The sequence below is a fragment of the Alteromonas sp. G5_S2_22_S1 genome (assembly GCF_054968525.1).
Map to the genome: position 1 here is coordinate 108,153 of NZ_JBQKUJ010000008.1, position 21,265 is coordinate 129,417.

A 21,265-nucleotide genomic window follows, 5' to 3' on the forward strand; every position below is an offset into this window, starting at 1 on the left:
CTATGGTTCGCAAGAAGACAGGAGTATTGTGCAATGATGATAAAGTTAGATGAAATGAAATTAACCTCACAGCAAGCTATGTGGGTGGTATTTAGTCGCGGTAAAATCGTGATCCAAGAATCATCTGAGTCTATTCCTGTCGCCTATTTAAGTGAAATTCCTTTTCTTGCTTCTTATATAGATGATATTCATCAGTTGCCGCCGCTTAATGAGACCGCGCAGCGTGATATGCCTGTTTTTGTCGTTGATTTAGGGGCCGAGCATATTGAAGAGCCTGGCTGGGAGCGCGTGTCGTTGCGACAGCTTCTTTTTGCAGATTACGAAAATGCTTTTTCGGTAATTGGTAGAGCTTGGCAGTACATTCACTTTCTGCGTACCCATCAATTTTGCGGTCAATGCGGCGCAAAAACAGAACGAGTTGATTGGGAAATGGCCATGCACTGTCACCGCTGCCAGCATCGCAGCTATCCGAGAGTATCGCCGTGTATTATTGTTTCTATTCACAATAATGAGAAAATTCTTTTGGCCAAAGGCGTTCGCCACCGCGAGTCTAATATGTACTCAACCTTAGCTGGCTTCGTTGAAAGTGGAGAGAGTCTTGAGCAAGCGGTACATCGGGAAGTGTTTGAAGAAGTAGGCGTAGAGGTTAAAAACCTGCGTTACTACAGCAGTCAGCCGTGGCCGTTCCCACACTCTTTGATGGTAGGCTTTATTGCTGAATATGAAAGGGGGGAGATTCGTTGTCAGGAAAACGAGATAGACGATGCACAGTGGTTTGATATCAACGATCTTCCTACTATTCCACCGAAGATATCCATTGCCGGGCAGTTAATAGCAGAAACCGTGTCGCTGATCACAGACAAATAAAAAACCCTGCCGAGGCAGGGTTTCAATACGTTTAGCACGGTCCCATTTAGGGCTTCTTTTCTTTAACGTGTCTATTATTAGCAAACACTTACTTTAAGTGCAAGCGTCTTTTTCAAGATATGTTCGTCTTTAATTATCGACACTTGAACTAACGGTAGTGGCGCATTGCGCTGAATTGTCGATTAAACGTCGATTTTTTAATACAGGTTTTAGCGCACCTTTTAGATAATGCTGGTATACTTCGGCGCTCTATTATCTTCAGTTATTCAGGTGAGTTATATGTCGCAAAATGTCCCCAGTGTTGATAAACCCGCGTTAAAGAACGATCGCTATTTACGTGCGTTACTTAAACAGCCGGTAGATGTCACACCTGTATGGATGATGCGACAAGCTGGGCGTTATCTTCCTGAATACAAAGCAACTCGCGCGGTGGCGGGTGATTTCATGTCGCTTTGTAAAAATGCTGAACTTGCGTGTGAAGTTACGCTTCAACCTTTGCGTCGTTTTCCCCTTGATGCAGCCATTCTTTTTTCTGATATTTTGACTATTCCCGATGCCATGGGACTAGGTCTTTACTTCGAAACGGGTGAAGGCCCGCGCTTTAAGAATCCTATCACCTGCAAAGCTGATGTAGACAAAATTGGTCTTCCAGATCCAGAAGGCGAATTACAGTATGTAATGAACGCGGTTAGAACTATTCGTCGCGAACTGAAAGGTGAGGTGCCACTAATCGGGTTCTCGGGAAGTCCATGGACGCTCGCAACCTACATGATTGAAGGTGGCTCTAGTAAAGCATTCACTAAAATTAAAAAGATGGCCTTTGCTGAGCCTGCCACGCTTCATGCGCTATTAGCAAAGCTCGCCGATTCGGTTACCGAGTACCTTAACGCACAAATTGCGGCAGGTGCGCAATCGGTCATGGTCTTTGATACATGGGGTGGCGTTTTATCACCTCGCGATTACAAAGAATTCTCGCTTCAATATATGGAGCGTATTGTAAGTGGTCTAACTCGTGAAAATGAAGGCCGCAAAGTGCCAGTAACACTGTTTACTAAAAACGGTGGCATGTGGCTAGAGTCTATCGCAGCAACAGGCTGTGATGCAGTTGGCTTAGATTGGACTATCGATATCAAAGAAGCCCGTGCACGTATTGGTGATAAGGTGGCGCTACAAGGCAATATGGACCCGTCTATGTTATATGCACAGCCTCAAAGAATAGAGCAAGAAGTGGCTTCAATTCTAGAGGGTTACGGCGAAGGCAGTGGTCATGTATTTAACTTAGGACACGGCATCCACTTAGATGTTCCGCCTGAGAATGCCGGCGTATTCGTAAATGCAGTTCACGAATTAAGTAAGCAATATCACAAATAAGCAAACCGTAATAAAGGAAGCTTAATGAAAACGTGGCTTGTGATATTGCTAATAGCGTTTGCGTTAATAGCAGGGTATAAATTCTCTGGCTATCAACATCAACTTAGCGAATCCAATGCAGATAAGGCGCGACTAACCACAGTGTTAGCGCGCTCTCGCGCCACGGAAACGAGCGAGCTGAAAGTTATTAAGCCAGCCGCTAAACTGGCTACGGGAAACACAACAACCGGCAACACAGCAGCGGACAAAAGTAAAGACAGCCAACTTGCACAAAGCCAAGCTAGGGAGGCGATGCGAGCAGGAAAAAATGATTCCTCCTCAAAAGCGCCCGCTGCTTTCTACGCAGAAACTGAAGGCTCGCTTGCTACGTTTTTTGCCCTCCCCCCAAACAATGAGCTTTTTGTTTTAAACTCGGTAACGTGCCGCAGCGGCCTTTGCGAAGTTGTCGGTGAGTACGATGGTTCTGAAACGGAGCTCTTTTTAGTTATCAAAGCTCTTGAGCAAGAGCCATGGTGGCAATTCGGTTCGCCTATTGTCTCTACTCAATTAGCCCAGCGCGGTTTGAAGCTTAACGTTTCTTTTGCCGCTCAGCATCAGCCTAACGCTAATTTGAAGTACAAAGAAAATATGCAGGCAGAGCTAAAGCAAAAGGTCGCTTCTGCCGGTTAAAGCGGTTGCCTTCCTCGTAGAGCTTTGATGCGTAATACGTCAATTATGCGTCTCTCGGCAAACCTTTCTCAATCACTCGAATGAGTCGCTGCTGCTGTCGGTTTTGCGCTTCATAGGCCGTCTGTTTTTTTTGTTGTTGCTGCAATGCCCAATCAATGTGTCTGTCTACCAACTCACTCACCGTGCCATGCCTTTCTTTTAACAACTGAATACTTTCTTCGTTGTAAGGCGCGTTACCGAGTGCAACAGCAATATTACGCTGCCATTTTTGATAGCCTATACGCCTTATCGGTGAGCCTTCGGTGCTTTGTAAAAAGGTTTCCTCTGACCAACTAAATAATGTATTTAAGCTTTGGCCATGAAGCACTGTTCTAGGGTGGAAGTCTTCCTCTTCGGTAATGTTAGCAAACCGATTCCAAGGGCACACTAGCTGACAATCATCACAGCCGTATATGCGGTTGCCCATCAAGGGTCTGAGTTCTTCTGGTATGTCTTTATCAGACTCGATAGTAAGGTACGAAATACATTTACGTCCGTCTACCTTATAAGGCTCGACAATAGCGTTAGTGGGGCAAATAGTTAAACAGGCTGTGCAGCTACCGCAGCCTTCTTCAATTGGCGAGTCCACAGGGAGCGGCACATTGATAAAAAGCTCCCCTAGAAAGAACCACGAGCCCGCTTCTTTATTGAGCGTAAGACTATGTTTGCCGGTCCACCCTATACCGGCTTTTTCAGCGATAGCATGCTCTAGTACGGGGGCGGAATCCACAAAAGGGCGGTACTGAGTACTTGCAAGAGAAGCGGTAATTTTCTCACCTAGCTGTTTTAATCGTTTTCTTAACACCTTGTGATAATCGCGGCCTAGTGCATAGCGGCTAATATAGCCAATGTGGGGCGCTTTTAAATGTTGAGCGAACGACGCATCAGGAGGGAGGTAGTTCATGCGAACACTGATAACTCTTAACGTGCCAGGCACTAACTCAGCGGGCCGAGCACGCTTCATTCCATGGCTTTCCATATAAGCCATGTCACCGTGATACCCCTTGTCTAACCAGGCTTGAAGGTGGGCTTCATGCTGATGTAGATCAATATCACTGATGCCAACCTGCTGAAAGCCTAGCGCTGTACCCCAAGCCTTGATATTGTTGGTTAATTCACGAAGGTCGATAGAATTAATTTCGGACATTTGCTTATGCTAGATACTCAATTAACGTCAAGTTTATCATACAAACTATTTCGGGCCGATCAGGTTAGAGAAAATGAAGCGCAAGCTGCTGCAGACTCTGGCTGCGATATGTTTACTTTGATGCAACGGGCAGGGGACGTAGTATTTAAGCAATGCTTAGAGCTGATGCCAAATTCGGATACCTATTTAGTATTGGTAGGCCAAGGAAACAACGCCGGAGACGGCTATATTGCAGCAATTAACGCCAAACTTGCGGGTAAGCAAGTTCATCTTTGTGCGGTAGAGCCACAGCGTACGCTTGAAGGGGATGCCGGTACGGCGCAGCAGCGCTGGCTTGACTCGGGAGGCAGTATTGATGGTTTCGAACCTGCTTTATTAGAAAAAGCGGATGTAGTGATAGACGCTCTTCTTGGCACGGGTATCAATAGTTATATCCGCAACGAATTTGCCGATGTTATTGATGCGGTGAACGCATCAGCAACCCCCGTTGTGAGTGTGGATGTGCCTTCTGGCTTAGATGCTAATACCGGGCAGAGTTTGGGCCGGTGTGTACAGGCTGATGTTACGGTGACCTTTGTAGGTATCAAGCCAGGGCTTGTCACAGGTGCAGGTAAACAGTCTTGCGGCAAGCTGGTTTATGCCGACTTGGGTATTGGCAAAGCGTTTCAGGCGCTCGCGAAGGCGAGTGCAACCATGCTCAACATTGAGCACTTCAAAGGCATGGGGCCGCGCGATATAAATAGCCACAAGGGAACCTACGGAAGACTATTGTGCATTGGTGGTAACCGCGGTACAGCAGGCGCTATCCGCCTAGCCAGTGAAGCGGCGTTGCGAAGTGGTGCGGGTATGGTTCGCGTGTATACCCATGAATCGTCGGTCGTTCAGGTTAGTGCAGGGCGCCCCGAGTTGATGGTGACTGACTATAATTTAGAAGATGCGCTCGCGTGGGCAACCTGTGTGGTTATTGGGCCAGGTTTAGGTCAAGATGAATGGGCTGAAACCGTCTTTGAAACCACAATGAAGCACTGTCAAAGCAAAAATAAGCCGGTTGTTATCGATGCCGACGCGTTAAATTTACTGTGTAAGCAGTCGACGGCTTATACATTGTCAGACAGTATCCTTACTCCTCATTCAGGTGAAGCCGCACGCTTACTGGGTGTTTCTATCGATGACGTAGAAAGCGACCGGTTTAACTATGCAAGGCAGTGTTCACAGCGTTACCACGCCGTCTGCGTGCTAAAAGGGGCGGGTACGCTTATTGATAACGAAAAGAAAACCTGGGTTTGCCGTCATGGTAATCCGGGGATGGCTACCGCGGGAAGTGGAGATGTGTTAAGTGGCATTTTAGGGGCATTGCTCGCTCAAGGTGTAGAAACAGATATTGCTGCAAAATACGGCGTAGTGCTGCACGCGAAAGCGGGAGATGATATTGCCCAACTCTATGGTCAACGTGGTATGATAGCGAGCGATTTGTTTGACGCAGTACGTGCATTAATAAACCACTAGTTAGCGTGGTTTTGTCTTAAACGGGCAGGCATCTACTGTGTTTTTCGGCTTACAATTACTGTGGAATATTGTTGATGTCTTACCCGCACACCTCTTTTTTTGCTAATGAATTAGACGATACCGCGCAGCTTGCCAAAGACTTAGCGCAAGCCGTTTCAAGTCAACTCCCGGCTCACGCCGTTATTTACCTAAATGGCGATTTAGGTGCAGGTAAAACCACGTTTAGCCGCTATTTTATTCAATCTTTAGGTCATTCAGGCAGCGTTAAAAGTCCAACGTATACATTGGTTGAACCTTATGAGTTGGATGACGTCAATATTTATCACTTTGACCTATATCGCTTAGCCGACCCTGAAGAGCTCGAGTTTATGGGTATTAGAGACTATTTTGGTTCTGGTGCCATTGCGCTTATCGAATGGTCTGAAAAAGGCGGGGAATACTTGGCAACGCCTGACTTAGTGATTAGTATAAATATTACTCCATCTGGAAGGCAGTTCAGTCTGGACGCTAAAAGTGTACACGGTGCAAAGATACTCCAGCAGTGCAAGCGCGTATAGCGCAAAAGATAACTAAAAATAACAGTCGCTCCGGGGTTTACGAGGGCGGCAATACAAGAATACAAAGGCTAATTATGGTGCGCAGTATAGTTTCGGTATTATTATTGTGTTTCGTGGTGCAATTCGCACACGGCGCGCAAAATAACATCGACGGAGTAAGAATATGGCCGTCGCCTGACAATACTCGCGTTGTTTTCGATATGAAAGCCGAGCCTGAGTTTAGCTATTTCACGCTTAAAAATCCGCTACGACTGGTTATTGATTTAAAGAACACCAGCAATTCAACCAAACTATCAGGTGTAGCGAATAGCGGCGATCTTATTAAAAAGCTTCGCTATTCAACGCCGAAAAAACCTTCATCTGCAAGGGTAGTGGTAGAGCTAAACCGCAATACAAAACCTTCTATATTCGCTGTCGCGCCTCAGGGAGCACTCGGTCACAGGCTTGTGGTTGATTTACCCGATAAGGGCTCATCGAAAGCACCTACACGTGCGGCGTCAACGGGCACCGTCGTTATGGATGACTCAAGCAGCGCCCGGGATAGGGATATCATTGTTGCTATAGATGCTGGCCATGGCGGTCACGATCCGGGCTCAGTAGGGCCTGCGGGTACATACGAGAAACATATCACCCTTAGCATAGCGAAAAAGCTTGAAAGCATGATAAACAAAGAGCGTGGAATGCGCGCCATCATGACGAGAAGCGGTGATCACTATATTTCTCCTAATCGACGCCCTGAAATAGCGCGAGAGAAAAAAGCGGACCTGCTTATTTCTATTCACGCGGATGCGTTTAGCCAACCTCAACCGCGCGGTGGTTCGGTATGGGTGCTTTCAATGCGCCGTGCTGATACCGAATTAGGGCGATGGCTAGAAAAATCCGAACGCCATTCTGAGTTACTCGGCGGGGCTGCAGAAGTCATAAATGATAAGTCGAGTGAACGTTATCTCACTGAAACCATACTCGGCCTATCAATGGATCACAGTATGGCGACTAGCCACGACTTAGGTAATAAGGTAGTAGAAGAGCTAAAACAAGTGACGAGCCTTCACAAAAGAAAGCCCCAAGCTGCTAGCTTCGCTGTGTTAACGGCTCCAGATATCCCATCAATATTGGTGGAAGTTGGTTTTATTTCTAATCCTCAAGAAGAAAAGAACCTAAATTGGTCAAAACATCGCGAGCGTTTGGCTAATGCAATGTTCAAAGCCACCAAGCGTTACTTCAAGCAAGTTCCGCCTGATGGTACACTATGGGCTCAAGAACGATCGAACAACAGGCGGCATAAAGTAAGAAGCGGAGAGTCGCTTTCTTTATTGGCGCAGCGCTACAACGTAAAGGTAAGTAGCATAAAAGCTGCAAACGATCTTTCAAGTGATGTTGTGCGTGTTGGGCAGGTGTTAAATATCCCTCGAACATAGCCTGGCGCGGGCGTGGTTGAGGGGAAAGCCCCCTTTTGCTTACGCAATTACATTTTAAGTCACCATATATCTATTCAGCCAATATCAATAGGGTAGCCCTTTGCCTATACAGCTTTTATCTCCACAATTAGCCAACCAAATAGCCGCAGGTGAAGTAGTAGAACGCCCCGCATCTGTGGTTAAAGAGCTGTTGGAAAATAGCCTAGACGCTGGCGCAACAAAGATAGAAATAGACATTGAGAAAGGTGGCCACAAGCGAATTCGTATTAAAGATAACGGCTCTGGAATCGAGAAAAATGAACTACAGCTGGCGCTAAGCCGCCACGCAACCAGCAAAATTACGACGCTAGATGATTTGGAGCAAATTTTATCTTTGGGTTTTCGTGGAGAAGCCCTTGCTAGTATTAGTTCGGTAAGCCGGCTAACGCTTACATCGCGTACGCAAGCACAAACAGAAGCGTGGCAAGCGTATTGCGAAGGCCGTGAGATGGCAGTAAATATACAGCCCGCCGCACACCCCGTGGGAACAACGATTGATGTGGCGGACCTTTTTTATAATACACCTGCTAGACGCAAGTTTTTGCGCACTGAAAAAACCGAATTTCAGCACATCGAAGAGGTAATTAAACGTATCGCGTTAAGTTACCCTAGCGTATCTTTTGTGTTGAAACATAACGACAAAGTGGCGAAACGGTTTATCGCTGATAAAGAAGGGAGTCTAACCACGCGAATCGGTGCTGTGGTTGGGCAAAAGTTCATTCAAAACGCGGTGCACATTCATGCTGCTTACGAAGGTCTTCAAATTGATGCGTGGTTAGGTAATGAAGCGATGTTGCGCAGCAGCAATGACTGCCAGTTTAGTTTTGTTAATGGGCGCGGTATGCGGGATAAACTGATCATGCACGCTATACGTCAAGCATACGAGAGCGTATGGGGCGTTATAGAGCAGCCAAGCTTTGTAGTCTACTTAACCGTTGACCCTAAAGATGTCGATGTGAACGTTCATCCCGCAAAACACGAAGTTAGATTCCAGCAAGGGCGGTTAGTACATGACTTCATTTGTAAAACCGTCAGTGATGCGCTTCATGCGATGACAGATGAAGCGTCCCTGACAGGTATGGATAATAAGCGTCACTTAGAAAGTGACTTTATGTCCCATGAAGTTGAACACGACTACATCAGACCGCTTCAAACTCAAGCTGAAAGTAGTACTCGTGCGTTTAATGAGCAAAGCGCGTACCCGTCATCGTATTCACCGTCAGGCAAAACCGCAAGTAGCGGGGTTGGGAGTTCAGGCGTAAGAGCAGGGGGAATAACTCAGCGACAAAGTAGGGGCCCAAGCGCTGCATATCAGTCTAGCTATAATGCTTTGATGACGCCAAATAGCGACAATTTGACCGGCGACGGGAATGAGTCATCAATACTTGAGTGTGTAAATCTCTCCTCACTGTGCAGAATTTACCCAAAAGAAGAAAAAATTTACCTTATTAGTGCGACGAAAGTTGTAAATATCTGGCTAAGCGAACTATTTTTAAAAGCACAGCACAGTCAACCTTTGTTAATGCCAGTGGCTGTTTCCCTCGATAATGTGGAAGAAAAACTGGTTTCGATGCTAAATGAAGCGCATTTTGAAATAAATAAGGTTGCGGGAAAATATCGGTTACAGCAGGTTCCGGCAGGAACTCGACATCTTCCGTGGATTAAATGGTTTGAATCTCTTCTAAATGTGAAGTTCGGTGACACCATTAATAGTCTTGAAAGCGCGCTAAAATTATTGTCTTTACCTGAAGCTTTGATAGACGATGAAGTAACAAAAGCGCTGTGGTACTGGTTGGATCAGCAAAGCGCAGTTAAACAATGGGAAATTATAGAGCAATTTGCTAAAGTGCGCCCCTTGAATTTAGTGCTCGATGTGTGGGGAGAATAAGGTGTCCGATGGCATAAATTCTGCATTGCCTGTGATTGCTATTATGGGCCCCACGGCATCAGGCAAAACGGGCTTAGCGCTAGAGATAGCTGCTCAGGTTGAAAGTGAAGTGATCAGTGTCGACTCTGCCCTTGTGTATAAAGGGATGGACATTGGTACTGCGAAACCTTCAATCGAAGAGCGCGCAGGAGTGGTACATCATTTAATTGACATTATCGACCCTGCTGAAAGTTATTCAGTGTCGCAATTTGTTAACGATACAAATCGTTTAATTGGCGATATATTAGCGCGTGGCAAGGTACCAATTTTGGCTGGAGGTACAATGATGTACTTCAATGCCTTGATAAATGGTATTTCGCCACTACCTAAGTCAGATGAAAAGATACGAGATGAAATAACACAGCAGGCACAACGCTTGGGCTGGTCTAAATTACACGACGAACTGCGTAGTGTAGACCCAGTTAGCGGTGAGAGAATTCACCCTAACGATCCACAGCGTATTACTCGAGCGCTTGAAGTGTATAGAAACACCGGCAAAACGTTGACCTATTGGCAGCAGCAAAAGGGCGAAAAGTGCCCTTACAACATTGCCCAATTTGCCATCGCGCCCGAAGACCGTGCCGTGTTGCACAACCGTATTGCTACCCGCTTCGACATGATGTTGGAGCAAGGGTTCGAGAAAGAAGTAGTAAAACTCTACGAACGCAGTGATCTTCATGAAGATTTACCTTCTATTCGTTCTGTAGGGTATAGGCAAATGTGGCAGTATTTAGATGGCCATTTGAGTTACGCAGAAATGCGGGAAAGAGGCATTATCGCCACAAGACAACTCGCAAAGCGCCAGCTGACTTGGCTAAGGGGCTGGGAGCAGGTTACGTGGTTAGACACATTTGCTAACGATAATTTGACTAAAATTACAGCGAAAGTCACACTTTAAATGTTTGAGTGTGGTATATTTTAGACGTGCAGTGGTAGTGTAATTATTATCACGAATAATAAAAACTAAGGATATCAAATGGCTAAAGGGCAATCTTTACAAGACCCATTCTTAAACGCTTTGCGTAAGGAACGTATACCAGTATCAATTTATCTGGTAAACGGTATCAAACTTCAGGGGCAGGTTGAGTCATTCGACCAGTTCGTTATTCTACTGAAGAACACAGTAAGCCAAATGGTGTATAAGCACGCAATTTCTACTGTTGTTCCAGCACGCGCTATCACAATGCCAAGCGCAGGAGATTCTGAAAATACTAAAGGTGAATAATTTAAAAGGTAACGCGCTTGTTTGACCGTTATGAAGCCGGTGAACAGGCTGTACTTGTTCATGTTAATTTTTCCGACGAGAACAGTAAAGAAGACTTAAGTGAGCTTGAATTGCTTGTGTCTTCGGCAGGGGTGAACGCGGTAGAAGTCATTACTACTTCGCGCAGCGCTCCTCATGCTAAGTTTTTCGTTGGTTCAGGTAAAGCAGAGGAAATAGCAGCGGCAGTTAACGCACACGATGCCAACGTTGTTATTTTCAACCACGCGCTGTCTCCCTCCCAGGAGCGTAACTTAGAAGCCGTGTGTAAATGCAGGGTGTTAGACAGAACGGGGCTTATACTCGATATTTTCGCTCAAAGAGCGCGAACGCACGAGGGTAAGCTTCAGGTTGAACTAGCCCAGTTGAGACATATCTCAACGCGTCTTATCCGAGGCTGGACTCACCTTGAGCGTCAAAAAGGTGGTATAGGTCTACGCGGACCGGGTGAGACACAGCTAGAGACCGACCGACGATTACTTCGTGGTCGTATAAAAGCCATTCTTCGTCGTTTGGAAAAAGTGCAGAAACAGCGAGAGCAAGGTCGTCGCTCTCGTAAACGCGCTGAAATTCCAACGGTATCCTTAGTTGGCTATACGAATGCGGGTAAATCGACGCTGTTTAACACCATTACCGACTCTCACGTTTACGCTGCCGACCAGCTGTTCGCAACGCTAGATCCCACGTTACGTAAAATCGAGTTAAAAGACGTTGGCCCTGCTATTTTGGCCGACACGGTAGGGTTTATCCGACACCTTCCTCACGATTTAGTCGCGGCTTTTAAAGCAACGCTGCAAGAGACTCAAGAAGCTGACTTACTGCTCCATGTCGTTGATATCGCTGATGCGAAGTATCGAGAAACCATGGACGAAGTAAACGACGTACTTGAAGAAATTGAAGCTGGGGATATTCAACAATTACTAATCTGTAATAAGATTGATAAACTAGAAGACGTTAAACCTCGTATAGAAAGAAATGACGAAGGGGTGCCCGTTCGCGTGTGGTTGTCTGCACAGACGGGGGAAGGGACAGAGTTGTTAAGCCAAGCTTTAACCGAGTGTTTGAGTAAAAGTATGGTGAATTACACATTAAAGATTCCCCCAGCTCAAAGTCGATTGCGCGGCGTATTATACGAACTAAACTGTATTTCTAGCGAAGAATACGACAGTCAAGGTGACTGGGTAGTCGATGTAAGAATGCCCGCTGCCGACTGGAACAGGCTTGAAAAACGTCTGGAAAACGGAATATCAGAGTATGTTGTGCGACATTAAGCAGTGCTAATCACTGTATTGAGCATGCGACATTTAAAAATATAACAGTAATCTATGGAGTATCAGCATGGCTTGGAATGAGCCGGGTGGCAATAATAACGACCCGTGGAAGAATCGCGGCGGGAAAGAGCAAGGTCCCCCAGATTTAGACGATGTGTTTAAAAACTTATTTGGTAAGTTTGGAAAGTCAGGTGGTAACGGTGGTGGCTCGGGCAAAAGCCTAGGCGGCATCGGTGCTGGTATTCTAGTAGGCTTGCTTGTAGTGATATGGTTTATCAGCGGCTTTTACACTATTCGTGAAGCAGAGCGTGGTGTTGTACTGCGCTTTGGCGAGTACTACCAACAGGTAGAACCCGGCCTTCGTTGGGCGCCGACCTTCGTTGATACAGTTATCCCTGTTGACGTGCAGTCAATCCGCGACCAATCATCTTCTGGTTCAATGCTAACAGAAGACGAAAACGTAGTAAGTGTTCAAATGGAAATGCAATTTCGCGTTGTTGACCCATACCGTTGGACCTTTGCCGTTGAGAGCCCAGAACAAAGCCTAAGCCAATCGTTAGACAGTGCAATCCGCTATGTAGTCGGTCACTCGAAGATGGATGACGTACTAACAGACGGTCGTGAAGTGACTCGTCAGCGAGTATGGGAAGAACTTCAGGGGATTATCGAGCCTTATAACATGGGCGTTTCTATTATTGATATGAACTTCCGTGACGCACGTCCTCCTGAGCAGGTAAAAGATGCGTTTGATGACGCCATTGCCGCACAGGAAGATGAGCAACGCTTTATTCGTGAAGCAGAAGCTTACGCAAGAGAAATCGAGCCTCGCGCACGTGGTCAGGTCAATCGCATGAACGAAGAAGCGCAAGCATATAAAGAGCAGGTAACGTTAGAGGCGCAAGGTGAAGTAGCCCGCTTTAACGAGTTACTTCCACAGTATGAGCGCGCGCCTCAAGTTACCCGTGAGCGTATCTATCTTGAAACGATGGAAGAAGTGTTAAGCAGCACCAGCAAAATCATGGTGGACAGCAAAGGCGGCAATAACATGATGTATCTACCGTTAGATAAAATCATGGAGCGTCAGCAGTCTACAACGAAAGCGCGTTCTCGTAACACGCTAGAAGGTTTGCAAGCGCCGGTGACTGATGCAGAAGGCAGAAGCCGCAACTCATCGCCGACCTCAGGCTTACGCGGCGATAGCTACAGAGAGGGGAGATAAGCACAGTGAAGAATTTATTAATTGCAGCATTCGTTCTTCTTGTTTTACTCGCATCAGGCTCTCTGTTCGCGGTTAAAGAAGGCGAGCGAGCTATTGTTATTCAGTTTGGTAAAGTTCAAAGAGATGACGACACTGGCGACACTAAGGTGTTTGAACCAGGTCTTCACTTTAAATTGCCATTTATTGATTCGGTACGTGTACTCGATGCGCGTATTCAAACACTAGACGGCTCACCTGACCGCTTTGTAACAAGTGAGAAAAAAGACCTTATCGTAGACTCTTACGTTAAGTGGCGCATTGATGACTTTGCCCGTTACTACCTATCAACGGGTGGTAACAAGCTGCAGGCTGAAGCGTTACTTAAACAAAAAGTAAACAACGGTCTACGTTCAGAGTTCGGTACCCGTACTATTGCACAAATTGTTTCTGGTGAGCGTTCAGCACTAATGAACCAAGCAATGGAACAGGCGTCTACATCGTCTGACGAGCTAGGCATTGAAATTGTTGACGTGCGCGTTAAGCAAATCAACTTACCTACTGAAGTGAGCAATTCAATCTTCCAGCGTATGCGTGCAGAGCGTGCAGCGGTAGCACGTGAGCACCGTTCAGAAGGTCAAGAGCAAGCTGAAGTGATCAAGGCAAACATTGATGCGAAAGTAACCGTAATGCTTGCCGACGCCGAACGAAATGCGCGACAGCTACGCGGTGAAGGTGATGCAATTGCAGCACAGATTTATGCTGATGCATATTCTCAAAACGCCGATTTTTATAGCTTCCTACGCAGTATGGACGCATATAAAAAGAGCTTTAACAGCAAGCAAGACGTTATGGTTATTGCGCCTGATAGTGACTTCTTTAAGTACATGAATCAGTCTAAAGGTAACTAATCGAACGCCGGTTTGATGTAACAAAAGCCAGTCTTTTTAGACTGGCTTTTTTGTGCGCTGAAGAAAGCTAAACGTATGAACCTACTCACTTATTTTCGCTATTTTTGCGGCTCGAATAGGAAAATGTACAGCAGGTTAACCTCTCATTTACCCTATCGACTGCCAAATTTTCACTAAATCGGGTAAAATACCGCCTGAATACTATTAAAACACGTCACTCTTTAAGTACAAAGTTGATGCCTTCCCAGCGTTAGCTTTGATGTAGTAGACGTCAATAAACGACAGAGGGAAGATTTTGACAACGGAAAATACAAATTCAGTGTCTGCCGATAATAAGGGCGGACAAGGTGGGTTATTCTCGCGATTTCTCGCTACGGTAGAATGGTTAGGAAACCTTCTCCCCCATCCAGTTACCTTATTTGCCCTGCTTTCGCTCTTCATTGTGGTGCTAAGTGGGATACTTGGATACTTTGACTTAGCGGTGGCTGACCCTCGTCCTGTTGGCGCGAAGGGAAGAGAAGAAGACGGTATGATTGAGGTTATATCGCTGATGAGCGCCGAAGGGCTACAGCGTATTGTAACTGGCTTAGTCACTAACTTTACCGGCTTTGCCCCTTTAGGTACGGTACTCGTTGCCCTTCTAGGGGTATCGGTAGCAGAACACTCAGGGTTGCTCTCCGCTGCCATGCGTGCTCTTGTGATGAACGCCTCAAAGCGTGCAGTAACCTTCGCAGTGGTATTTGCAGGTATTATTTCTAATACGGCTTCCGAGCTTGGCTATGTAGTGCTTATACCTCTTGCGGCCATGATCTTCCACTCTTTAGGGCGTCACCCTCTTGCAGGGCTCGCGGCAGCATTCGCAGGGGTATCGGCAGGGTATAGTGCAAACTTATTATTAGGTACGGTAGACCCGCTGTTATCCGGTATTACCGAAGCAGCGGCGCACATGATTGACCCTGATTACATGGTTGGCCCAGAAGTAAATTGGTACTTCATGTTTATCAGTACTTTTGTGGTTGCGACCATGGGGGCTTTGGTGACGGAAAAAGTAGTCGAGCCCCGACTTGGCACGTTCGACCCCGCTGAAGCCTCAATAGATTTAGGCAAGCAATCGATGGATGCACCTACAGATCTTGAGAAAAAAGGGTTACGTTGGGCAGGCATATCGTTTGTTATTGTTTGTGCAATATTGGCGTTAACGGTTGTGCCCGAAAATGGAATTCTGCGTCATCCAGAAACAGGTGAAGTGGCCGGTTCCCCCTTTCTTAAAGGGATAGTGGCTTTCATCTTCATCACTTTTGCTATTCCTGGGTTTGTATACGGTAAAGTGACCAAGTCGATGAAAAACGACAAAGACGTCATCGATGCCATGTCAAAAAGTATGGGGGCAATGGGCCTCTATATTACTCTGGTATTTTTCGCAGCCCAGTTTGTTGCGTTTTTTAAGTGGACGAACCTTGGCACCGTACTAGCGGTTAAAGGGGCCGCCTTGCTGCAGGCAGCAGGATTAGATGGCCCAGCAGTGTTTATTCTGTTTATTCTTATGTGTGGCGTAGTGAACTTGTCATTAGGCAGTGCCTCAGCCCAGTGGGCGGTAACGGCACCCATCTTTGTACCCATGCTTATGCTAATTGGCTATGCGCCAGAAGTTATTCAGGCGGCTTACCGAATAGGTGACTCGGTGACGAACGTTATCGCACCTATGATGAGTTATTTCGGCCTTATACTCGCTATGGCTGCAAGATATAAGAAAGACTTGGGTATGGGGACGTTAATCGCAATGATGTTGCCTTACTCCATGGTATTCATCGTAGGTTGGACAATCTTGTTCTATATTTGGGTGTTCCTACTTGGTATGCCAGTTGGGCCTGGTGCAGCAACCTACTACCAACCCTAAAGCGAGGTTAGGCTGACGGTTAAAGGTTATAAAGTAACCTTTATACGTTAACACCTGATATAGACGCGACTTATCTGAAGCGGTAGCTGTTCTTTAAAACTGAACAGCTACCGCTTTTTAATGGTTAAAAGCTATTGATGCAATCGCACTTTTTTGGCGTCATTTGCGATCATAAACTAAGGTAATTCAGTATAATACGTATATAGCGCAGTACTTCTCGGATTATGAATAGATGAAATACAAATCGGACAAAGGCTTTAGTCACGGACAAGCGGATAAAATCGGTGTCTTGGTCACAAATTTAGGCACGCCACAAGCGCCAACTAAGCAAGCGCTCCGCCCCTATTTAAAAGAGTTTCTTTCTGACCCTCGGGTTGTCGAAGTGCCTAAAGCCATTTGGTGGTTTGTGCTAAACGGTATTATTTTAAATTTCCGTCCTAAACGCTCTGCTGAAGCTTATTCAACGGTGTGGACCGAAGAAGGTTCACCGCTTTTGGCAATCACCAAAGCACAAGCGGCCGCTATTGGACAACGTTGTAAGGCTGAGTATGGCGATGATGTAATTGTAGATTTTGCCATGCGCTACGGTAACCCTGCCATCGGTAAGACTATTGAAGATATGTTAGCCAAGGGCGTTCGCAAGCTTGTTGTATTGCCGCTTTACCCGCAGTACAGCGCGTCAACAACAGGTTCAACGTTCGATGCCATTGCAAAAGACTTTACCTCTAGACGCTGGTTGCCAGAACTACGCTTTGTCAATCACTATCACGACCGTGATAATTTTATTACTGCGTTAGCGAATAAGGTTAAAGCGCACTGGGAAGCCCATGGCAAAGCGGACAAATTAATATTGTCTTACCACGGTATTCCCAAGCGCTACCTTATGAATGGCGACCCTTACCACTGTGAGTGCCATAAAACGTCCCGTTTATTAGCCGAGAAGTTAGGTTTATCACACGATGAATATATGACCACGTTTCAATCTCGATTTGGTCGAGAGGAGTGGTTAACACCGTATACTGACGAAACATTGAAATCGCTACCCGGCAAAGGGGTGAAGTCGATTCAAGTGATGTGTCCGGGCTTTTCCGCAGATTGCCTTGAAACTATCGAGGAAATCGGTGAAGAGAATCGCGAGTATTTCATGGAAGCCGGAGGTGAGCGATACGAATACATCGCGGCGCTTAACAGTGATAAAGAACACATCGATGTGCTTTTTGACATTGTGCAAGAGAACTTGCACGGCTGGACAGTCGAATCAGACAATGGTTTACGCGCAGGCTTAGCGAGAGCATTAGGCGCTGAAAAATAGTTCGCTTACCCTGCTTTCTGTTGCTTAAGGCGGACACAAAGCAAGGTAAATTTAGCCCAGGCATGGGCCTGAAAACCGAAGGGAGATTAAGACGTGGACGTAAAAGCACCGAAGGCACTACTTAAAGCGCAAAAGCTTGCTAACTTATTGGATACGGCCGTTAAACTCCCTTTTATTCCCATCAGAATAGGCCTCGATTCCATCGTAGGTCTTATTCCCGGGGCAGGTGATGCCCTTATGTTATTTGTCTCTTTGCGAATTGTTTGGCTTGGTAAATCGTTAGGCATGCCAAAGGCCCTTGTCGCGCAAATGGTAAAAAATTCGGCCCTCGACTTTGGCTTAGGCTTTATCCCTTTCATAGGGGATATCGTTGACGTGTTTTACAAAGCGAATCAGAAAAACGTGCGTATTATGGAACGCTGGTGGATAAGCGAAAATAAAGCCAATGTTGATGCGGCCACGAAAGCCAAACTCGCCCAATGGGAAGAGGAAAACCGTTAACCCGGTTTTCGACCTACCTTGTGTAGCGAGTATTACCGCCTTTGGCTTACGTTGAACAACTTACCCTATCAAATCGACGGTCATGAAGCCTCATTACTGCGATACTGGTTGGCATTGTCCTAGACCACCTGTAACTTAGAAATGTCATAAAAAATACCAATCGTTTTTTATGCTGAAGTCGTAACAACCTATCACATACATTGAAATACCTCTTTACAAGGAGCGTGCAGTACATGAAAGCGTCCGACTTATTTGTCAAAGCATTAGAAGCTGAAGGTGTTGAATACGTCTTTGGTATCCCCGGCGAAGAAAACCTCGACTTACTAGAGTCTTTGCGTGCGTCCTCAATTAAATTGGTACTCACCCGTCATGAGCAGGGGGCCGGGTTTATGGCTGCCACTTACGGCAGGCTAACCGGAAAAGTTGGCGTGTGTTTATCGACCCTAGGTCCCGGCGCAACAAACTTAGTCACGCCCGCGGCTTACGCCCAACTTGGCGCTATGCCAATGCTCATGATCACAGGCCAAAAACCGATCAAAACAAGTAAGCAAGGTCGCTTCCAAGTGATTGACATTGTTGACATGATGCGACCCATAACCAAGTTTACTAATCAAATTGTAAGTGGCGACAGAATTCCTTCCACGGTTCGTGAAGCCTTTAGGTTAGCCCACGAAGAACGCCCCGGCGCCGTTCATATTGAATTACCTGAGGACATTGCTGCCGAGGAAACTAGCGAGCAAATTTTATCGCCCAGCATGACGCGCAGACCAATTGCGGAGTACAAAGCAATTGCTGCAGCTATTTCCATGATTGAAGAAGCACAGTCGCCACTACTGCTAATAGGCGCAGGGGCCAATCGCAAACTCACTGCGAAGATGCTCAGAGAGTTTGTTGATAAAACCTGCATTCCGTTTGTGACTACGCAGATGGGTAAGGGCGTGCTCAATGAAAGCGATCCTCGCTTTGCAGGGAATACGGCCCTTTCTGACGGCGACTTTGTGCATCGCGCCATTGAAAGAGCGGACCTTATTATCAATGTGGGCCATGATGTAGTAGAGAAGCCGCCATTTTTCATGCATCACAACGATAAGAAGGTGATACACGTCAACTTTGATTCGGCCGCTGTCGACCCTGTTTACTTTCCACAGTTAGAGGTCGTTGGCGATATTGCCAATAGCATTTGGCAGATTAAAGAAGGCATTACGCCTCAGGACGATTGGAAATTAGACTTCTACAAAGATGTACACCAAGCCTATGTTGAGCACCGCGCCGAAGCAGAAGACGACAACCGCTTTCCCATTTTACCTGAAAGACTGGTTCGCGATATTCGTAAAGTGATGCCTGATAATGGTATTGTTACCCTCGATAACGGTATCTACAAAATATGGTTTGCTAGGAATTACCCTGCGTACCACCCCAATACGTTGCTTCTAGATAATGCTTTAGCGTCAATGGGGGCGGGCTTACCCTCTGCCATTGCAGCAAAATTAGTCAAACCCGATGCCCCAGTGTTAGCCGTATGCGGTGACGGTGGGTTTATGATGAATAGCCAAGAAATCGAAACCGCTGTGCGACTAAAGCTGGACCTAGTGGTGATCATCTTACGTGACGACGCGTACGGAATGATTAAGTGGAAGCAAGCTAACATGCAGTTTGATGAGTTTGGTTTGGACTACGGCAACCCCAACTTCGTTAAGTATGCGCAAAGTTACGGTGCGCAGGGGTGGCGAGTAGATGACACGGATGTGCTTATTCATCTGGTTGATAAGTGTTTGAACACAAAAGGTGTGCATATTATCGATTGCCCGGTTGATTACAGCATGAATGACAAAACACTCAATCACACAATCAAAGAGCTTAGCGCCAAGCTTTAAGCAACAGTATTGAAACGGTAAGGAGTCAAAAGATGTTGAAGGAAAGCTATCCCTATTATTTAGCCAGTGAGCCTGAGTACGCGAACACCGATTTAGAGGTAACAAACAAATATACCGGCGAGGTAGCCACTAAAGTCGCCGTGGCCGATGCTGACACTATTGATAAAGCGATTGCTGCTGCGCAGCAGGCGCAACCTGCCATGGCCGCCCTAGCCCCTTATGAGAGACAAGCGGTGTTAGAGCACTGTGTTAAGCGCTTTACCGAACGCGCTGATGAGCTTGCGAAAGCCCTTTGCATTGAAGCGGGTAAACCCATTAAAGACGCGAAAGGCGAAGTTACCCGTCTTATTGATACTTTCAAAATAGCAGCAGAAGAGTCGGTTCGCATAAATGGTGAAACGGTCAACTTAGAAATATCTGCTCGCGCCAAGGGTTATCAAGGTATGACGAAAAAAGTGCCTATCGGCCCATGTTCGTTTATATCGCCATTTAACTTTCCGCTTAATTTAGCCGCCCACAAGGTTGCACCGGCTATAGCCGCCGGCTGTACCTTTGTACTTAAACCGGCTTCGCGTACACCTATTGGTGCGCTTATCATTGGTGAAGTACTGGCCGAAACCGACCTACCGAAAGGTGCATTTTCCATTTTACCGTGTAGCCGCGACGGAGCAGATTTATTCACTACAGATGAACGCCTGAAGCTGCTCAGCTTTACTGGGTCTCCAGATGTAGGCTGGGCGCTTAAAGCTAAAGCGGGTAAGAAGCCGGTAGTATTAGAGCTGGGCGGAAACGCTGCGTGTGTGGTTGATGAAGACGCCGATATCGAAGACGCTATTGAGCGCGTGATTGTAGGGGCTTATTACCAGTCAGGGCAAAGCTGTATTAGTGTTCAGCGACTGCTCGTTCACCGCAACATTTATGACGAGTTTAAAACGCGCTACGTTGAGAAAGTGAAAGGTTTAGTGTCGGGTGACCCGTCGAATGAAGATACCTTCATTGGCCCTATGATTTCTGAAGGGGAAGCTGAGCGGCTTCACAGCTGGATTGAAGAAGCGAAAGACAAAGGGGCGGCAGTTCTTTGTGGCGGTACGCGAAATGGCGCTATGCTAGACGCTACCGTGATGGAAAATGTCCCGAAAGATTGCGATGCCAGCGCCGAAGAGGCTTTTGGCCCCTTGTCTATTCTAGTACCTTTTGATGACTTCGATGAAGCACTGAAAGAAGTGAATAACAGTCGTTATGGTCTGCAGGCAGGGGTTTTCACCCGCGATATCTACAAAGCACACCAAGCGTGGAATGAGCTTGAAGTAGGCGGCGTTGTTATTGGCGATGTACCAAGCTGGCGCGTAGATAACATGCCTTATGGCGGTGTTAAAGATTCAGGGCTTGGTCGCGAAGGTATTCGCTATGCTATAGAAGATATGTCAGAAACCCGTCTCATGGTGATCCGCACGCCTTAATAATTAAGCGACCATGATAATTAAGTGACCATAATCATTAAAC

Annotated in this window: 18 protein-coding genes; 17 read left to right on the top strand and 1 reads right to left on the bottom strand. The window is 46.4% G+C overall.

The genetic code is table 11. The features are described from left to right. Positions 1-33: 33 nt before the first annotated feature. The 3 genes from nudC to ACTRWF_RS10670 all read left to right on the top strand — a co-directional run bounded on the left by nudC (position 34) and on the right by ACTRWF_RS10670 (position 2,907). Positions 34-867: an NAD(+) diphosphatase gene (gene nudC, locus ACTRWF_RS10660; protein WP_015068359.1), complete on the top strand. Its 834-nt coding sequence runs from the start codon at positions 34-36 to the stop codon at positions 865-867. Positions 868-1,146: 279 nt separating this feature from the next. Then, complete coding sequence (hemE, locus tag ACTRWF_RS10665) at positions 1,147-2,238, top strand: uroporphyrinogen decarboxylase (RefSeq protein ID WP_015068358.1); 1,092 nt, start codon at positions 1,147-1,149, stop codon at positions 2,236-2,238. 24 nt (positions 2,239-2,262) lie between these two features. Beyond that, positions 2,263-2,907: a hypothetical protein gene (locus ACTRWF_RS10670; protein WP_287149019.1), complete on the top strand. Its 645-nt coding sequence runs from the start codon at positions 2,263-2,265 to the stop codon at positions 2,905-2,907. Positions 2,908-2,950: 43 nt separating this feature from the next. On the opposite strand, the gene queG is transcribed toward ACTRWF_RS10670, so the two are convergent. Continuing rightward, entirely contained in the window at positions 2,951-4,093 is a 1,143-nt protein-coding gene (queG, locus tag ACTRWF_RS10675) for a tRNA epoxyqueuosine(34) reductase QueG (protein ID WP_278385962.1), read from the bottom strand. Positions 4,094-4,099: 6 nt separating this feature from the next. On the opposite strand from queG, the gene ACTRWF_RS10680 reads away from it, so the two are divergent. The 14 genes from ACTRWF_RS10680 to ACTRWF_RS10745 all read left to right on the top strand — a co-directional run bounded on the left by ACTRWF_RS10680 (position 4,100) and on the right by ACTRWF_RS10745 (position 21,222). Next, positions 4,100-5,599 carry a bifunctional ADP-dependent NAD(P)H-hydrate dehydratase/NAD(P)H-hydrate epimerase gene (locus tag ACTRWF_RS10680; RefSeq protein ID WP_071952934.1) on the top strand — a complete coding sequence of 500 codons (1,500 nt, stop codon included), beginning with the start codon at positions 4,100-4,102 and terminating at the stop codon, positions 5,597-5,599. A gap of 74 nt (positions 5,600-5,673) precedes the next feature. Further along, positions 5,674-6,156 (top strand): tRNA (adenosine(37)-N6)-threonylcarbamoyltransferase complex ATPase subunit type 1 TsaE, encoded by a 483-nt coding sequence (tsaE, locus tag ACTRWF_RS10685; RefSeq protein ID WP_015068354.1) that lies wholly within the window; start codon positions 5,674-5,676, stop codon positions 6,154-6,156. 74 nt (positions 6,157-6,230) lie between these two features. After that, a complete protein-coding gene (locus ACTRWF_RS10690; protein WP_041703639.1) occupies positions 6,231-7,574 on the top strand; it encodes an N-acetylmuramoyl-L-alanine amidase in 1,344 nt (447 codons plus the stop codon). Between the two features lie 100 nt (positions 7,575-7,674). Beyond that, entirely contained in the window at positions 7,675-9,501 is a 1,827-nt protein-coding gene (mutL, locus tag ACTRWF_RS10695; protein WP_020744469.1) for a DNA mismatch repair endonuclease MutL, read from the top strand. Beyond that, positions 9,485-10,438 (top strand): tRNA (adenosine(37)-N6)-dimethylallyltransferase MiaA, encoded by a 954-nt coding sequence (miaA, locus tag ACTRWF_RS10700; RefSeq protein ID WP_023559964.1) that lies wholly within the window; start codon positions 9,485-9,487, stop codon positions 10,436-10,438. Before mutL ends, miaA begins: the two co-directional genes overlap by 17 nt. A 78-nt stretch (positions 10,439-10,516) precedes the next feature. Then, positions 10,517-10,765: an RNA chaperone Hfq gene (gene hfq, locus ACTRWF_RS10705; RefSeq protein WP_014951092.1), complete on the top strand. Its 249-nt coding sequence runs from the start codon at positions 10,517-10,519 to the stop codon at positions 10,763-10,765. Positions 10,766-10,782: 17 nt separating this feature from the next. Continuing rightward, a complete protein-coding gene (hflX, locus tag ACTRWF_RS10710; protein ID WP_015068350.1) occupies positions 10,783-12,072 on the top strand; it encodes a ribosome rescue GTPase HflX in 1,290 nt (429 codons plus the stop codon). 67 nt (positions 12,073-12,139) lie between these two features. Further along, a complete protein-coding gene (gene hflK / locus ACTRWF_RS10715; RefSeq protein WP_020744468.1) occupies positions 12,140-13,291 on the top strand; it encodes an FtsH protease activity modulator HflK in 1,152 nt (383 codons plus the stop codon). A gap of 5 nt (positions 13,292-13,296) precedes the next feature. Further along, complete coding sequence (gene hflC / locus ACTRWF_RS10720) at positions 13,297-14,178, top strand: protease modulator HflC (RefSeq protein WP_015068348.1); 882 nt, start codon at positions 13,297-13,299, stop codon at positions 14,176-14,178. Positions 14,179-14,473: 295 nt separating this feature from the next. Then, complete coding sequence (locus tag ACTRWF_RS10725) at positions 14,474-16,075, top strand: AbgT family transporter (protein WP_015068347.1); 1,602 nt, start codon at positions 14,474-14,476, stop codon at positions 16,073-16,075. A gap of 232 nt (positions 16,076-16,307) precedes the next feature. Further along, the gene (gene hemH / locus ACTRWF_RS10730) at positions 16,308-17,387 is read left to right on the top strand and encodes a ferrochelatase (RefSeq protein WP_462835534.1); all 1,080 of its coding nucleotides are present in this window, start codon (positions 16,308-16,310) and stop codon (positions 17,385-17,387) included. 93 nt (positions 17,388-17,480) lie between these two features. Then, positions 17,481-17,888 carry a DUF4112 domain-containing protein gene (locus ACTRWF_RS10735; RefSeq protein WP_015068345.1) on the top strand — a complete coding sequence of 136 codons (408 nt, stop codon included), beginning with the start codon at positions 17,481-17,483 and terminating at the stop codon, positions 17,886-17,888. Positions 17,889-18,121: 233 nt separating this feature from the next. Continuing rightward, positions 18,122-19,762, top strand: a complete 1,641-nt coding sequence (locus tag ACTRWF_RS10740; protein WP_020744464.1) for an acetolactate synthase large subunit — start codon at positions 18,122-18,124, stop codon at positions 19,760-19,762. Positions 19,763-19,794: 32 nt separating this feature from the next. Next, positions 19,795-21,222 (top strand): aldehyde dehydrogenase family protein, encoded by a 1,428-nt coding sequence (locus ACTRWF_RS10745; protein ID WP_462835535.1) that lies wholly within the window; start codon positions 19,795-19,797, stop codon positions 21,220-21,222. Positions 21,223-21,265: the final 43 nt, after the last annotated feature.

Excerpts from the sequence above, each read along its gene's own strand:
- hemE (WP_015068358.1), top strand. The coding sequence starts at position 1,147 with ATGTCGCAAAATGTCCCCAGTGTTGATAAACCCGCGTTAAAGAACGAT.
- miaA (WP_023559964.1), top strand. The coding sequence starts at position 9,485 with ATGTGTGGGGAGAATAAGGTGTCCGATGGCATAAATTCTGCATTGCCT.
- ACTRWF_RS10690 (WP_041703639.1), top strand. The coding sequence starts at position 6,231 with ATGGTGCGCAGTATAGTTTCGGTATTATTATTGTGTTTCGTGGTGCAA.
- nudC (WP_015068359.1), top strand. The coding sequence starts at position 34 with ATGATGATAAAGTTAGATGAAATGAAATTAACCTCACAGCAAGCTATG.
- queG (WP_278385962.1), bottom strand. The coding sequence starts at position 4,093 with ATGTCCGAAATTAATTCTATCGACCTTCGTGAATTAACCAACAATATC.
- hemH (WP_462835534.1), top strand. The coding sequence starts at position 16,308 with ATGAAATACAAATCGGACAAAGGCTTTAGTCACGGACAAGCGGATAAA.
- ACTRWF_RS10670 (WP_287149019.1), top strand. The coding sequence starts at position 2,263 with ATGAAAACGTGGCTTGTGATATTGCTAATAGCGTTTGCGTTAATAGCA.
- tsaE (WP_015068354.1), top strand. The coding sequence starts at position 5,674 with ATGTCTTACCCGCACACCTCTTTTTTTGCTAATGAATTAGACGATACC.
- hfq (WP_014951092.1), top strand. The coding sequence starts at position 10,517 with ATGGCTAAAGGGCAATCTTTACAAGACCCATTCTTAAACGCTTTGCGT.
- ACTRWF_RS10740 (WP_020744464.1), top strand. The coding sequence starts at position 18,122 with ATGAAAGCGTCCGACTTATTTGTCAAAGCATTAGAAGCTGAAGGTGTT.
- ACTRWF_RS10745 (WP_462835535.1), top strand. The coding sequence starts at position 19,795 with ATGTTGAAGGAAAGCTATCCCTATTATTTAGCCAGTGAGCCTGAGTAC.
- hflK (WP_020744468.1), top strand. The coding sequence starts at position 12,140 with ATGGCTTGGAATGAGCCGGGTGGCAATAATAACGACCCGTGGAAGAAT.
- ACTRWF_RS10680 (WP_071952934.1), top strand. The coding sequence starts at position 4,100 with ATGCTAGATACTCAATTAACGTCAAGTTTATCATACAAACTATTTCGG.